14 protein-coding genes are annotated in these 13,487 nt (G+C 57.8%); 9 read left to right on the plus strand and 5 right to left on the minus strand.

What is annotated here, in order from left to right; all coding sequences use genetic code 11:
• Nucleotides 1–498: 498 nt before the first annotated feature.
• Entirely contained in the window at nucleotides 499–1,698 is a 1,200-nt protein-coding gene (gene tyrS, locus ACT3UM_RS01950; RefSeq protein WP_498895668.1) for a tyrosine--tRNA ligase, read from the minus strand.
• Between the two features lie 139 nt (nucleotides 1,699–1,837).
• Between tyrS and ACT3UM_RS01955 the strand changes: the two genes are divergently transcribed.
• Nucleotides 1,838–2,977, plus strand: a complete 1,140-nt coding sequence (locus ACT3UM_RS01955) for an anhydro-N-acetylmuramic acid kinase (protein ID WP_498895670.1) — start codon at nucleotides 1,838–1,840, stop codon at nucleotides 2,975–2,977.
• A gap of 53 nt (nucleotides 2,978–3,030) precedes the next feature.
• Here the strand turns inward: ACT3UM_RS01955 and ACT3UM_RS01960 are convergent, their stop codons facing one another.
• Nucleotides 3,031–4,194 (minus strand): PilT/PilU family type 4a pilus ATPase, encoded by a 1,164-nt coding sequence (locus ACT3UM_RS01960; RefSeq protein ID WP_498895673.1) that lies wholly within the window; start codon nucleotides 4,192–4,194, stop codon nucleotides 3,031–3,033.
• A 21-nt stretch (nucleotides 4,195–4,215) separates the two neighbouring features.
• Entirely contained in the window at nucleotides 4,216–5,268 is a 1,053-nt protein-coding gene (locus ACT3UM_RS01965) for a type IV pilus twitching motility protein PilT (RefSeq protein WP_498895675.1), read from the minus strand.
• Between the two features lie 32 nt (nucleotides 5,269–5,300).
• On the opposite strand from ACT3UM_RS01965, the gene ACT3UM_RS01970 reads away from it, so the two are divergent.
• From ACT3UM_RS01970 to ACT3UM_RS01995, 6 genes are all read left to right on the plus strand, one after another.
• Nucleotides 5,301–6,017, plus strand: coding sequence for a YggS family pyridoxal phosphate-dependent enzyme (locus ACT3UM_RS01970; RefSeq protein WP_498895677.1), 717 nt, complete (start codon nucleotides 5,301–5,303; stop codon nucleotides 6,015–6,017).
• A gap of 64 nt (nucleotides 6,018–6,081) precedes the next feature.
• Nucleotides 6,082–6,906, plus strand: coding sequence for a pyrroline-5-carboxylate reductase (proC, locus tag ACT3UM_RS01975; protein ID WP_498895679.1), 825 nt, complete (start codon nucleotides 6,082–6,084; stop codon nucleotides 6,904–6,906).
• Between the two features lie 55 nt (nucleotides 6,907–6,961).
• Nucleotides 6,962–7,555, plus strand: coding sequence for a YggT family protein (locus ACT3UM_RS01980; RefSeq protein WP_498895681.1), 594 nt, complete (start codon nucleotides 6,962–6,964; stop codon nucleotides 7,553–7,555).
• A 69-nt stretch (nucleotides 7,556–7,624) separates the two neighbouring features.
• Nucleotides 7,625–8,836, plus strand: coding sequence for a homoserine O-succinyltransferase MetX (gene metX / locus ACT3UM_RS01985; RefSeq protein WP_498895682.1), 1,212 nt, complete (start codon nucleotides 7,625–7,627; stop codon nucleotides 8,834–8,836).
• Nucleotides 8,836–9,429 (plus strand): methionine biosynthesis protein MetW, encoded by a 594-nt coding sequence (gene metW, locus ACT3UM_RS01990; RefSeq protein WP_498896223.1) that lies wholly within the window; start codon nucleotides 8,836–8,838, stop codon nucleotides 9,427–9,429. The genes metX and metW overlap by 1 nt, the downstream gene beginning before the upstream one ends.
• 39 nt (nucleotides 9,430–9,468) lie before the next feature.
• Nucleotides 9,469–9,918: a DUF4426 domain-containing protein gene (locus ACT3UM_RS01995; RefSeq protein ID WP_498895684.1), complete on the plus strand. Its 450-nt coding sequence runs from the start codon at nucleotides 9,469–9,471 to the stop codon at nucleotides 9,916–9,918.
• Here the strand turns inward: ACT3UM_RS01995 and sfsA are convergent.
• Together sfsA and ACT3UM_RS02005 are read right to left on the minus strand one after the other, a co-directional pair.
• Nucleotides 9,890–10,642: a DNA/RNA nuclease SfsA gene (sfsA, locus tag ACT3UM_RS02000; protein WP_498895686.1), complete on the minus strand. Its 753-nt coding sequence runs from the start codon at nucleotides 10,640–10,642 to the stop codon at nucleotides 9,890–9,892. The two genes, ACT3UM_RS01995 and sfsA, sit on opposite strands and share 29 nt — an antisense overlap.
• On the minus strand, nucleotides 10,642–11,802 hold the full coding sequence (locus ACT3UM_RS02005; RefSeq protein WP_498895688.1) for an aminotransferase class I/II-fold pyridoxal phosphate-dependent enzyme: 1,161 nt from the start codon (nucleotides 11,800–11,802) through the stop codon (nucleotides 10,642–10,644). The genes sfsA and ACT3UM_RS02005 overlap by 1 nt, the downstream gene beginning before the upstream one ends.
• 231 nt (nucleotides 11,803–12,033) lie before the next feature.
• Between ACT3UM_RS02005 and dksA the strand changes: the two genes are divergently transcribed.
• Both dksA and gluQRS read left to right on the plus strand, forming a co-directional pair.
• Nucleotides 12,034–12,471 (plus strand): RNA polymerase-binding protein DksA, encoded by a 438-nt coding sequence (gene dksA, locus ACT3UM_RS02010; RefSeq protein ID WP_007111809.1) that lies wholly within the window; start codon nucleotides 12,034–12,036, stop codon nucleotides 12,469–12,471.
• Nucleotides 12,472–12,563: 92 nt separating this feature from the next.
• On the plus strand, nucleotides 12,564–13,487 hold the full coding sequence (gene gluQRS / locus ACT3UM_RS02015) for a tRNA glutamyl-Q(34) synthetase GluQRS (protein WP_498895691.1): 924 nt from the start codon (nucleotides 12,564–12,566) through the stop codon (nucleotides 13,485–13,487).

Raw genomic sequence — 13,487 nt, forward strand, 5'->3', positions numbered from 1 at the left:
CAAACTCTTCAGTTTAAGATCTATGCGGTTCTTACCTGCCACTCGAAAGTGACAGAAGCGAACCAAACTTGGCTCAAGGTTCAAACGAATTCATTCAAAACAGATCCCAAAGGACGAATCCTTTAAAACCTTATTGCTTGAGTCGCTTGCCTTGATATTCGGTGATTTGTCACCAACATCAGCAAGCGCCCACATGAATTACCTGATCAAATTGTTAAAGAGCTGTTTCGCTGCGGTGGCTATCTTGGCTACCCGGCTTGCCGTTGACTTGGCTTGCCTCAGCGAGGAAGGCGTATTCTACGCACTTCCTGGTGTTTGTCAACCGCTGTTTCCAGCGAATCAAGCGAGCGGTGAAACTGCTCTAACTTCCTGACAAACCGAAGCTTTTTACACTTCATTCACCGCTGGTAACGCTTGGCGTCCCCGGCAGCGGATGCGTACTATACGATCTCACTGACGGGTTGGCAATGGGGTTTGTGGAAAAGGGTCAAAAAAACTTCAGCTAAGCGTCACACGGGCGTAACGTTTCTTGCCCGCCTGAATCACATAGCTCTTACCTGTCGCCAGCATGGCGTCTTTGGCAACGACTTCGCCGTCGACTTTAACGCGGCCATTCCCCAACATATCTTTGGCTTGGGCGCTGTTGTTGGTAAGCTCGGCTCTATTAAGCACTGCAGCAATAGGCGCTTGATCGCTGCCTTCAAAATCCACCGTGACTTCCGGCAGGTCTTCCGGCAGTTCGCCATCGGCCAGTTGATTACCCGCCGACTTATGCGCATTGGCCGCCGCTTCATCGCCGTGGTAGCGGGCAATCAGTTCCCGCGCCAGTTCCATTTTCACATCGCGTGGGTTCGCTCCTTGCTCAACGCTCTGCTTAAGGGCCTCGATCTCTTCATTTGATTTCAAAGAGAGCAGCTCAAAGTAGCGCCACATTAAGCTGTCCGGCATGGAGACCAGCTTATTGAACATCGAACCCGGCGCTTCATCGACACCAATGTAGTTGCCCAGCGACTTCGACATCTTCTGCACGCCGTCTAGCCCTTCCAACAGCGGCATGGTAATCACCACCTGGGGCTCTTGGCCGAAGTGCTTTTGAATTTCGCGCCCCATCAGCAGGTTGAACTTCTGGTCGGTACCGCCCAGCTCCACATCCGCTTCAAGCGCTACCGAGTCATAGCCTTGTACCAGCGGATAGAGAAATTCGTGAATAGCAATGGATTGATTGGCTTTATAGCGCTTTTCAAAGTCGTCCCGTTCCAGCATACGGGCAACGGTACTTTGGGCGGCCAGCTCGATCATTTTGGCAGCGGAGAGCTCGCCAAACCATTCGGCGTTAAAGCGCACTTCGGTTTTTTCAGAGTCGAGAATTTTAAACACCTGCTCCTTATAGGTTTCGGCGTTGGCTTTCACGTCCTCTTCGGTGAGCGGCTTGCGGGTCACGTTCTTTCCCGTGGGGTCACCAATACGCCCAGTAAAGTCACCGATCAGAAAGATCACCGTGTGACCCAAGTCCTGAAACTGGCGCATTTTGGTCAACAGCACACTGTGCCCCAGATGCAGATCAGGGGCGGTGGGATCAAAGCCCGCTTTGATACGCAGCTTGCGGCCTGAAGCCAGCTTCTTTTTTAACTCATCCTCTACCAGGATTTCATGCGTACCCCGCGACAGCAGCGCTAAAGCCTGATCCACCTCACTCATTGCCTCTCTCCACTATAAAGAACCGCCCTTACCGGGCTCAGGTGATAAATAGCCGACGATGTTACCATGCTCGTTCGCCTTGGTTGAGCCCTGGTTTAGCCTTAGCTTAGCTTTAGCCCCGCTTTGTACGAGTTCGCTTATGAAAATGCCTACCGCTTCGCCGCTTTACTATATTGGCCTGATGTCCGGCACCAGCTTGGATGGTATTGATGCCGCCCTGATCGCCATTGAAAGCGGCTCACCACCGCGACTGCTAGCCACCCATGCCGAACCGGTGTCAGACGAGCTGCATCATCTGCTGCTAACCCTTTGCCATGCGGAGCAGGTGAGCTTTGCTCAATTGGCCGCAGCGGAGCACGCTTTCTGCCAATGCCAGGCCCGCGCCGTAACGCAATTATTAGCCTCATCTTCAGTGGGCATAGCAGAGATCAGCGCCATCGGCAGCCACGGCCAGACTATCGAGCACGCCCCTAAAGGCCACAACGGCGGCCCGGCCTATACGCTTCAGTTGGATAACCCTAGTTTGCTGGCAGAACTTACCGGCTGCACGGTCGTTGCTGATTTCCGCCGCCGAGACTTAGCCGCTGGTGGACAAGCCGCACCGCTGGCTCCAGCGTTTCATCAGGCGATATTTGGACGAGCAGACGCGCATCAGCTGGTGCTTAATCTAGGCGGCTTCGCCAATCTGACCTGGCTTTCCAGTCAACCGACCGACCCAGTGATTGGTTTTGATACCGGGCCCGCCAATGTTTTATTGGATGGCTGGTTCTCGCTACATCAAGGCGGTCGCTTTGATCAGGACGGCGACTGGGCCGCTAGCGGCAAGATAGATGAAGCGCTATTAGCTCGATTGTTATCAGAACCTTTTTTCCAGCAACCTCCGCCGAGAAGCACAGGGCGTGAGTTATTCCACCTGGAGTGGCTACAACAACACCTCAGCGGGCAGGAAACCGCGGCCAATGTACAGGCCACGCTGGCCGAACTCACCGCTGTCAGTGTCGCTCGCGGTATTGAACAACTACGGATCGATAGTGGCCCGCTCACGCTGATCACCGCTGGCGGTGGCGCCCACAACGGCTACTTAATGCAGCGCCTTGCCTATCATCTCCCGCATGCAACGCTCACTTCCCCAGCGGCCTACGGCTGGCCTGAAGACTGGATTGAGGCGGGAGCTTTCGCCTGGCTGGCTCACCAACGCCTGCACCACCTACCCGGCAACCTGCCCTCGGTCACTGGCGCGCAAGGGCCCCGAGTGCTTGGCGGCATTTATGCTGCGTAGTTTATGTTGAGTAATTTAAGCTGAGTAGCTAATTAGGCTAAGCCAAGCCAACTTTAGTAATCATCGCCATCGCGCAGCCCCAAATGACTGGGCACTTGCTCGTCTAGGGAAAGATTGCGCTGTTTGGCATCGCTGAAATTGAGCAGCATGCGCAAGTCATTAGCCGAGTCGGCGTGAGCCATGGCCACCTCTCTGCTGATGTGCCCGGCCTGATGAAGATCATGCAGCGCCTGATCAAAGGTCTGCATCCCGGTATCGCGGGACTTGGCCATCGCCGCTTTAATCTCGGCGACCTCCCCTTTGCGGATCAGGTCGGCGATGCGCGGCGATTGCAGCATGATCTCAATGGCCGCACGGCGCCCGCCCGCTAGCGAGGGCAGCAATTGCTGGGCGACGACCGCGCGCAGATTCAGCGAAAGATCCATCCAGATCTGCTCATGGCGCTCATGGGGAAAGAAGTGAATGATGCGCTCCAACGCCTGATTGGCGTTATTGGCATGCAGCGTCGCTAAACACAAGTGACCGGTTTCAGCGAAAGTGAGCGCGTGCTCCATGGTTTCCCGAGAACGGATTTCACCGATAAGAATCACATCCGGCGCTTGGCGCAGGGTGTTTTTTAGCGCCACCTCGAACGACTCGGTATCAATCCCCACTTCACGCTGATTTACAATCGCACGCTTATGGGGGTGCAGGTACTCGATAGGGTCTTCGATGCTGATGATATGGCCGCCGACGGTCTCGTTGCGCTGCTGAATCATCGCCGCGAGGGTCGTCGATTTGCCGGTTCCCGTACCACCCACTACCAAGACGAGCCCGCGCTTGGCTTGCGCCAATTCCGCCAACTGTTCTGGCACGCCCAGCGCTTCCAGGCGAGGAATCTCAATGGCGATGCTGCGCACCACCATGGCCATATGATTGCGCTGCTGAAAAGCGCTGACCCGAAACCGCCCTTTACCCTCACGGCTCAGCGCGAAATTTGCCTCATGTTCGCTGGCAAACCGTTCGCGCAGCCCTTCCGGCAGCGTGTGGGTAACCAGTTCATTGACCTGATGGGCCGTTAAGCGCTGTTGACCCAGCGGCACCAGCCCATCGGGCATTTTCAGGCTTGGCGGAGCACCCACGGAGATGAGCAAATCGGAAGCGTTCTGCTCAACCATGATGTCGAGCAGTTGGTGCAGCCATTGGGTGGGCGAAAGCTCAACAGACGGCTCTTGCATAGCGCGATCCTTACTTATTATTTAACTACTCGTGTCATCCTTCGGCGCCAGCGGCCCCTTCGCACTTAGCTGCGCCTCTTCTAAACTCACCGTGCCCTCTTTTACTAGCCGAGTAAGCGCAGCATCCAGCGTTTGCATGCCCAAACTGCCGCCGGTTTGAATAGCCGAGTACATCTGCGCCACTTTGTCTTCGCGGATCAAGTTGCGCACTGCAGACGTGGCGATGAGGATTTCGTGGGCAGCCACGCGCCCACCGCCCTGACGTTTAAGCAGCGACTGCGATACCACCGCCTGGAGCGATTCCGACAGCATGGAGCGCACCATGGCTTTCTCTTCGCCGGGAAAAACATCGATGATCCGGTCGATTGTCTTGGCAGCAGAGGTGGTATGCAGCGTTCCCAGAACTAGGTGTCCGGTTTCAGCAGCGGTCAGTGCTAAACGGATGGTCTCCAGATCACGCAGCTCTCCGACCAAAATCACATCCGGGTCTTCACGCAGCGCGCTACGCAGCGCGTCGGCAAAGCTATGGGTGTCGCGGTGCACTTCGCGCTGGTTAATCAAACAGCGCTTGCTGGCGTGGACAAACTCAACCGGGTCTTCAATGGTCAGAATGTGCTCATAACGGTGATCATTAATGTAATCGATCATCGCGGCCAGCGTGGTGCTTTTGCCCGACCCCGTGGGCCCTGTTACCAGCACCAAACCCCGCGGCAACATCGCTAAGCGTTCAAACACTTCACCGAGACCCAGGGTTTGCATGGAGAGCACTTGATTGGGAATGGTGCGAAACACCGCCCCCGCACCGCGCGCTTGAGTGAAAGCATTCACGCGAAAGCGTGCGACTCCCGGCACTTCAAAGGAAAAATCAATTTCCAGATGCTCTTCATAGTCGCGCCGCTGGCGATCATTCATGATGTCGTAGATCAACTTGCGCACATCGTTATTATCGATAGCGGGCACATTGAGCCGACGAATGTCGCCATCAACACGTATCATGGGCGGCAAACCTGCCGAAAGGTGCAAGTCAGAGGCATTCTGCTTTGCCGAGAATGCTAGCAGTTCGGTAATATCCATCTCTCTTCCCAGCTGCGGTAAGGTGCTTGAGTATGACAGACATCGCGCTTAACGAGTCACTCGCCTCTTCATACGATCAGGCCCGCGAACGCTTGCGTAATGCTTTAGAAAGCGCTGGGCGCGCCCAGGATGCGGCCCAGCTGCTGGCGGTCAGCAAGACCAAACCGGCGGCGATGATTCGCCAGGTTTGGCAGCTTGGCCAGCGTGAATTCGGTGAAAACTATCTGCAGGAAGCGCTGGAGAAGCAGGCTGAGCTGGCTGATCTTGACGGCATTGTATGGCATTTCATCGGGCCGCTGCAGTCCAACAAGACCCGTTCTGCGGCCGAACACTTTGACTGGGTGCACAGTGTCGACCGGCTAAAAATCGCCAAGCGCCTGAGCGAACAGCGCCCGACGCACCTTGCGCCGCTTAATATCTGCCTGCAGGTTAATATCAGCCGCGAAGAGAGCAAAGCCGGTGTGCTGCCCGAGGAGCTGGAGGCATTAGCCAGGGAAGTTGCCACTCTGCCTAACCTGAACCTGCGAGGCTTAATGGCGATTCCCGCCCCGGCAAAGGGTATCGAGGCGCAGCGCCAGCCATTAGCCGCGCTGCGCGAGGCGTTCACTGCACTGCAGAAAGCCTTACCCGAGGCGCCGCTTGATACGCTCTCGATGGGCATGAGCGACGACTTAGAGACGGCAATACTTGAAGGCGCCACGCTGGTGCGTTTAGGTACCGCAATTTTCGGCGCCCGCCAGACGGCTTAGGCAAATAACGATATGCTGCAGCTTACACATCACTGAGCCAACGTTTACTAAAGGGACACCTATTATGGCGAACAAGATTACCTTCATTGGAGCCGGCAATATGGCCAGCGCCATTATCGGCGGCCTGATCGACAGCGGCGTTGCACCCTCTACGATTACCGCCACCGCGCCGAAAGAGAGCGAACTGGCAGCGATTAAACAGCGTTTAGGCATCAATACCGACACCGACAACAATGCGGCGGTGTCTGAGTCTGATGTGGTAGTGCTCGCGGTGAAGCCGCAAATCATGCGCGGCGTATGCGAAGCGCTGCGCGAAAGCGTTCAGCGCCAGCAGCCGTTGGTGATTTCGATTGCGGCTGGCCTGGATGCCGACACCATCGACCAGTGGCTAGGCGGCCAAAATGCCATGGTACGCTGCATGCCCAATACGCCCTCGCTGGTCGGTTACGGCGCCAGCGGCCTCTACGCTAATGCCAAGGTTAGCGACGCTCAGCGCGACGTGGCCACCCAGCTCATGGAAGCGGTCGGCATTGTCGAGTGGGTAGAAGAAGAAGCGCTGTTAGATGCAGTCACCGCCGTTTCAGGCAGTGCCCCGGCCTACTTCTTTTTGATGTTTGAAGCCATGGAGGAAGCCGCGGTTAAGCTCGGCCTACCTGCCGCCACCGCGCGCCGCCTCGCTATTCAAACCGCGCTGGGTGCCGCCACCATGGCCCAACAGAGCGATAAAGACCCCGCCACGTTAAAACAGAACGTGATGTCGCCGGGCGGCACCACCGAGCGTGCTATTCAGCACATGGAAGAGGCACAATTGCGCACCACGATTGCCGACGCCATGCAGGCCTGCGCTGACCGCGCCCAGGCAATGGCCAAGGAACTAAGCGGAGACTGAGATCACCGCTCAGTAACGCAGCAGTTCAGCAACGGATCATCAAGGAGACTCTATAATGGGCAATGAATTGGGCAGTGCAGGGTTAATGCTGGTAAACACCCTGATCAATATTTATCTCTTTTTACTCATGCTGCGTTTTTTGCTGCAGGCGTCGCGGGCGGATTACTACAATCCGTTAAGCCAGTCGGTGGTTAAGATTACCCAGCCGGTGGTGGGTCTGTTTCAAAGCTTTTTAGGCCCCGTTGCGGGCCGCTTCGACCTGGCGACGTTAGCGGCAGGCTTTGTCTTAAAAGTGGTCAGTATCATCGCCATCTTTATGGTCATTGGCGTGGGCATGCCGCCCATTCCCGGGCTGCTCATCGCGGGTGTGGCGGCCTTGGCGAATGCGATTTTAAAAATCTACTTCTTCGCCATGATTGTGATGATTATTTTGAGCTGGGTGGCGCCGAATGCCAGCCACCCAGGTGCGCTGCTCGTTATGCAGTTGGTGGAACCGATTATGGCCCCGGTGCGCAAAGTAATCCCGTCGCTGGGCATGATCGACCTCTCGCCAATCGTGGTGTTTATCGCCATTAACCTGATCGATGGCTTGGTGGTCGGCTCCCTGATTCGTGCGGCGGGCATTTCCGGCGCGCTGGTCGGGCTGTGATGGCGACTGCCAACCCCGTACTTGAAGATCTAATTCAGTCGCACTCTTTCAGCAGGACTAGCGCCTTCAATGCCTGATTCAGATACACTTGCGTTTGCAGACCGACCGGCGGGCTCCGTCGGCCTGGTCACCCCGCACGTGGCACGCTTCGACACGCCGCTCGCCCTCGCCTGCGGCAAAGTATTGCCTGCCTACGAGTTGATTTACGAAACCTACGGCACGCTCAATGCCGAGCGCAGCAACGCTGTGCTGATTTGCCACGCGCTCTCAGGTCACCACCACGCCGCGGGCTATCACAGCGAAGAAGACCGCAAGCCCGGCTGGTGGGATGCCCATATTGGCCCCGGCAAAGCGATCGACACCAACCGCTTTTTTGTTGTGTCACTCAATAACCTGGGGGGCTGCCACGGCAGCACCGGGCCGGTCAGCCACAACCCCGACACCGGCCGCCAGTGGGGGCCTGAATTCCCCATGGTCACGGTCAGCGATTGGGTGGCCAGCCAGGCGCGGCTTGCCAACCACCTGGGGATTGAGCGCTGGGCCGCCGCAGTCGGCGGCAGCCTGGGCGGCATGCAAGTGATGCAGTGGACAATGACTTACCCGGAGCGGGTCGCCAACGCCGTAGTGATTGCCGCCACACCGCGACTCTCAGCACAAAATATCGCTTTTAACGAAGTGGCCCGCCAGGCGATACGCTCCGACCCTGAGTTTTTCGATGGCTGGTACGCTGAGCACGACACCGTGCCGAAGCGTGGGCTGAAACTGGCGCGCATGGTGGGGCATATCACCTACTTATCGGAAGATGCCATGGGCAGCAAATTTGGCCGTGATCTGCGCAGCGACGACCTTCACTTCGGCTTCGACGTCGAGTTCCAGGTCGAGTCCTACTTGCGCTATCAGGGCGACACTTTCTCCACTGCCTTTGACGCCAATACCTACCTGCTGATGACCAAAGCGCTGGACTACTTTGACCCTTCCGCCACTCACGGGGGCGACTTAGCCAACGCTCTGTCGCCCGCGCAGTGCCCATTTTTGATCGTTAGCTTTACCACCGACTGGCGCTTTCCGCCCTCGCGCTCCCGCGAGCTGGTTGATGCGCTCACCCGGGCAGGCAAATCGGTCAGCTATGCCAATATTGAGTCACCCCACGGGCACGATGCGTTCCTGCTCTCTGAGCCGCGCTACGACGCTATCGTCAGCGCCTTTATGAACCGCGCCGCCCGGGAGTTGAATCTCCCCCAGCTGGTCAAACAAGAGCTGGAAACGGAGGAGACGCCATGATGCGCGCCGATCTCGAACTAATTTACGACTGGGTGCCCGAAGGCGCTCACGTGCTGGACCTTGCCTGTGGCAACGGCGAACTGCTGGAGACGCTGGGTCGCAATAAAGGCGTGACCGGCTACGGCTTAGAGATCGACCACGACGGCATTAATGCCTGCGTGGAACGTGGTGTCAGCGTGATTGAGCACAACCTGGACGACGGCTTAAGCAGCTTCTGCGACAACAGCTATGATCAGGTGATCATGACCCAGGCGCTGCAGGCGCTGCGCCGCCCGGACAAGATGCTCGACGAAATGCTGCGCGTGGCCGAAGAGGGCATTATCACCTTCCCCAACTTCGCCTACTGGCGCCACCGTGTGCATTTGGGCCTGCGCGGCTATATGCCGGTCTCCAAATCGCTGCCCCACGCCTGGTACGACACGCCCAACATTCACCTCTCCACGTTTAACGACTTTGAGCACCTATGCCGCGAGAAGGGTCTGATGATTGTTGATCGCGCGGTGGGCGTGGGAGATCATCAAGGTCACTGGAAATCGCGGCTATGGCCCAATCTATTTGGTGAGATTGCCATTTTCCGCGTACGCCGCCGCTAGGTTTACAGCCTGTTTAACCATTACCCAAGGAGCCACGCCATGCTACGCAGATTAATGATCGGTGCCGCTCTTGTCGGCACGCTGTTCGCCGCCGCTGGGGCCCACGCTGAGCAGTTCGTCAGCGTGGGCGATTACGAGATTCACTACAGCGCAGTGAACAGCAGCTTTTTAACCCCAGAGGTGGCCCAGGCGAACAGTATTCAGCGCAGCGCCAACCGTGGGCTGGTCAATGTGAGCGTTCGCGAGCGCCAGGAAGATGGCAGCACCCGCCCCGTTAACGCCAGCGTGCAGGGCCACGTCAGCGGCTTAACCGGCGTTCAGGAGTCGCTCAGTTTTCGCACCGTGCATGACGGCGATGCCACCTATCACTTGGCACCGTTTACCATGCGCGAAGATGAAAGCATGCGCTTTGAATTAAGCGTGCGCTACGACCGCAACGCCGCCCCCGAGCCCGTGAACTTTATTCAGCGTTTTTATATTGATCGCTAAACCGCACAGGCAGGTGGCGGGTTAACCTTACACCAATGGGGCGCCCCTGCTCCCACTCCACTTCAATGCCATAGGCCAGCACTTCCACCCCGCTGGCCGCAGCCTCCGCTAGGGCTGCCGCGTAAGTCGCGTCAATATGCGCAGCGGCGGCCACGTCAGCAATGCCTTCATGGGCGACACAAAACAGCAGCACCGCCCGTTCGCCCTGCTCCGCCAGCACTCGCAATGAATGCAGATGCTTGGTGCCACGCACGCTCACCGAGTCAGGAAAGTAGCCGTGGCCGTCCTGCTCTTTTAGGGTGACCTGCTTAACCTCGATATATGCCCGCCCCCGTTCTGAATCGTCCAGCCTAAAATCGAGCCGGGCATCGGCCACTTTTACCTCTCGGCGCAGCGTGGCGTAGCCTGCCAAGGGCGCTAACTCGCCCGCCTCTAACGCCGCCTCCACAATGCGGTTAGCGCGGCCGGTATGCACCGAGGCGAGCGCTACCTCCCCATCGGCCTGGGGTAGCTCGATAAACTCCCAGGTCCAGGCAAGCTTGCGCTTAGGGTTATCGCTGGGTGATAGCCATACCCGGCACCCCGGCACGTTCACCGCCTTCATAGAGCCGGTATTGGGGCAGTGGGCGACTACCTCGCGACCATCATCCAGGCGTACATCGGCTAGAAAGCGTTTGTAGCGTTTAAGTAGCGTGCCCGGTACCAACGCTGGATAGCTCAGCATCACAGCCTGCCCACAAAGCGGGCAATCCGCGCCACTGCCTCTTCCAGGCGGGCCACATCATTGGTGAAGGCGATGCGCACATGGTGTTCGCCGCCACGCACGGCAAAATCGATGCCGGGAGTAATCGCCACGTTCTCCTCTTGCAATAAGCGCTCGCAGAAGGCCTGGCTATCGCGGCTGTAGCGGGAGATATCCAGCCACAAATAAAACGCCCCCTGGGGCGGGAGATCCGGCGCCAGCCCCAAGCCTGCAAGGCCCTCCAGCAGCACCTGGCGGCGCTCTTTCAGGGTTTCACGGCGCTGTTCAAGAATACCCCGGCACTCGGGCGTAAACGCCGCCAAGGCGGCATGCTGCGAAGGCGTCGCCGCGGCCAGAAACATGTTTTGCGCTAGCCGCGTTAATGGCTCTACCGCATGCTCTGGCGCCACCAGCCAGCCCAAGCGCCAGCCGGTCATACCGAAATACTTTGAGAAGCTATTGACCACAAAGGCGTTGGCGGAGAGCGAGGTGGCCGACAGCGGCGCATCGTCGTAGTTGAGGCCCTGATAGATCTCATCGACAATCACCTCGCCTTCGCGCTCGGCGACCGCTGCCAGCACGGCAGAAAGCTCCTGCGCGCTCAACGTATGACCGGAGGGATTAGAGGGCGATGCCAGCATGGCGAGGCTCGTATCCTCGCGCCAATGCTGCGCTACCAGTGAGGCGTCTAACTGCCAGCCGCTCTCACGCCCCACAGAGACCGCATCAATTTCAGCCCCCGCCAAGGCCATAAAGTGACGGTTGCAGGGATAGTTTGGGTCAGCCATCAGCACCCGCGAGCCGGTGGCGACTAACAGCTGGCTGGCCAGCAGCAGCGCCCCGGAAGCCCCTGGCGTTACCAAAATACGCGCTGGTTCCACGGTAGCGTTAAAGTGCTCAGCGTAGTGCCCGGCAATGGCCTCGCGCAGCGCGGGTAAGCCAGCCGCTGGTGTGTAGCGCGTATGGCCGTTGGCAAGCGCCTGCTGCCCGGCCGTGATTATCGGCGCTGGAGTCGCAAAATCCGGCTCGCCCACTTCCAAGTGGATGACATCATGACCAGCGGCTTCCCGCGCCTGGGCCATTTCCAGCAAATGCATGACCCGAAAAGGGGCAACGTGGTCGACACGCGAATTCCAGGCCATAACGGCTCCTGTCTCTAGTCATTATTAAAACTGAGGTATCAGTAAAATAGGGGCATTATTAAAAGTTAACTAAAACATGGCCCTAGTCATATTCCAGACAAGACTATCATCGAAAAGGCACCATTATGCTTGCAACCCAGCCATTTTTCAGCTAAACAAGCATCCCTTTGGCGTGAGATCGTGACAGTTGCTCATGGTCGATCAGTAGTCACATATGTAAGGGGCAGTCCCATGCCAGTAGCAGAAAAGAAACCGGAAGCGTCCAAGTCCTTCACCCCCTATGAGCCAGCGCCGGGTGAAGAGTATATGAACGAGCAGCAGCTAGCGCACTTCCGACAGCTGCTGCTGGACTGGAAACAGGATCTCATGGAAGAGGTGGATCGTACCGTACGCCACCTACAGGAAGATGCGAACAACTACGCCGACCCCGCCGACCGCGCCACCCAGGAAGAAGGCTTTAGCCTGGAATTGCGCACCCGGGATCGCGAGCGTAAGCTGCTCAAGAAAATTAACGAGACACTGGATAATATTGACGATGATGATTACGGCTTCTGCGAAGCCTGCGGCGTTGAAATCGGCATCCGGCGTTTAGAAGCTCGCCCCACCGCTACGCTCTGCGTGGATTGCAAAACCTTGGCGGAACTCAAAGAGAAACAGCTGGGCGGCTGAGCGCTAAACGAACGTTCTATGGGAACGCGGGCACCTTAGGGTGCCCGTTTTTGTTAACAGCGCTTGCCTGAATCGCTTAGGACGACGCTATTATGAACGACTCAGTTCGCTACCGTGGCCGCTTTGCCCCTACGCCCTCAGGCCCGCTGCACTTTGGCTCGCTGGTCGCCGCCTTGGGCAGCTATCTAGACGCCCGTGCAGCCCAGGGGCAGTGGCTGGTACGTATTGAAGATATCGACCCACCCCGCTGCCCTGAAGGCGCGGCGAGTACTATCCTGCGCCAATTGGAGACTTTCGGCCTGGAGTGGGACGAAGCGGTGCTGTGGCAGCACACCCGCAGTGATGCTTACCAGCAAGCCTTAGACCGGCTTATCCAACTAGACCTTGCTTATCCCTGCAGCTGTTCCCGCAAACAGTGGCAGGCGTTTGACATCTACCCGGGCTGGTGCCGCGATGGCGTCTGCGAGCCTACTAAACCGCTGGCCTGGCGGCTGCGCAGCGACCGCGGCGAGCGCCCAATCCGCTGGCAAGACCGGCTGTTCGGCGAGCAGCAGTTTGACCCAGCGGAACTGGGCGATGTGGTATTAAAGCGCAAGGATGGCCTGTGGGCGTATCAACTGGCCGTCATCGTCGACGACGCCGAACAGCAGATTAGCGATGTAGTGCGCGGGCTCGACCTGCTTGATAACACTCCCTGGCAGCGCCAGTTGCAGGGCGCACTTCAGCTAGCGCAACCGCGCTACCTACACTTGCCGCTTATCGTCACCGCTGAAGGCCAGAAGCTATCGAAGCAAAACCTCGCCCCCGCCCTGGCTGAAGATGACCACGGTGTGCACCAGCAGCTCTTTCAAGCCCTGCAAGCGCTTGATCAAGCGCCGCCCCAAGACCTCGCAGCAGAGCCCCCGGCGACTCAGCTACACTGGGCGGTAGCCAACTGGTCACTTGAACAACTGCGCCCCACCCAGCACCGTTCAATACCGCTTTCCATGCTGCCCTCTTCACCATCAGGAGATTGA

It is taken from the genome of Halomonas sp. AOP13-D3-9 (assembly GCF_052379125.1).
Taxonomy (GTDB): Bacteria; Pseudomonadota; Gammaproteobacteria; order Pseudomonadales; family Halomonadaceae; genus Vreelandella.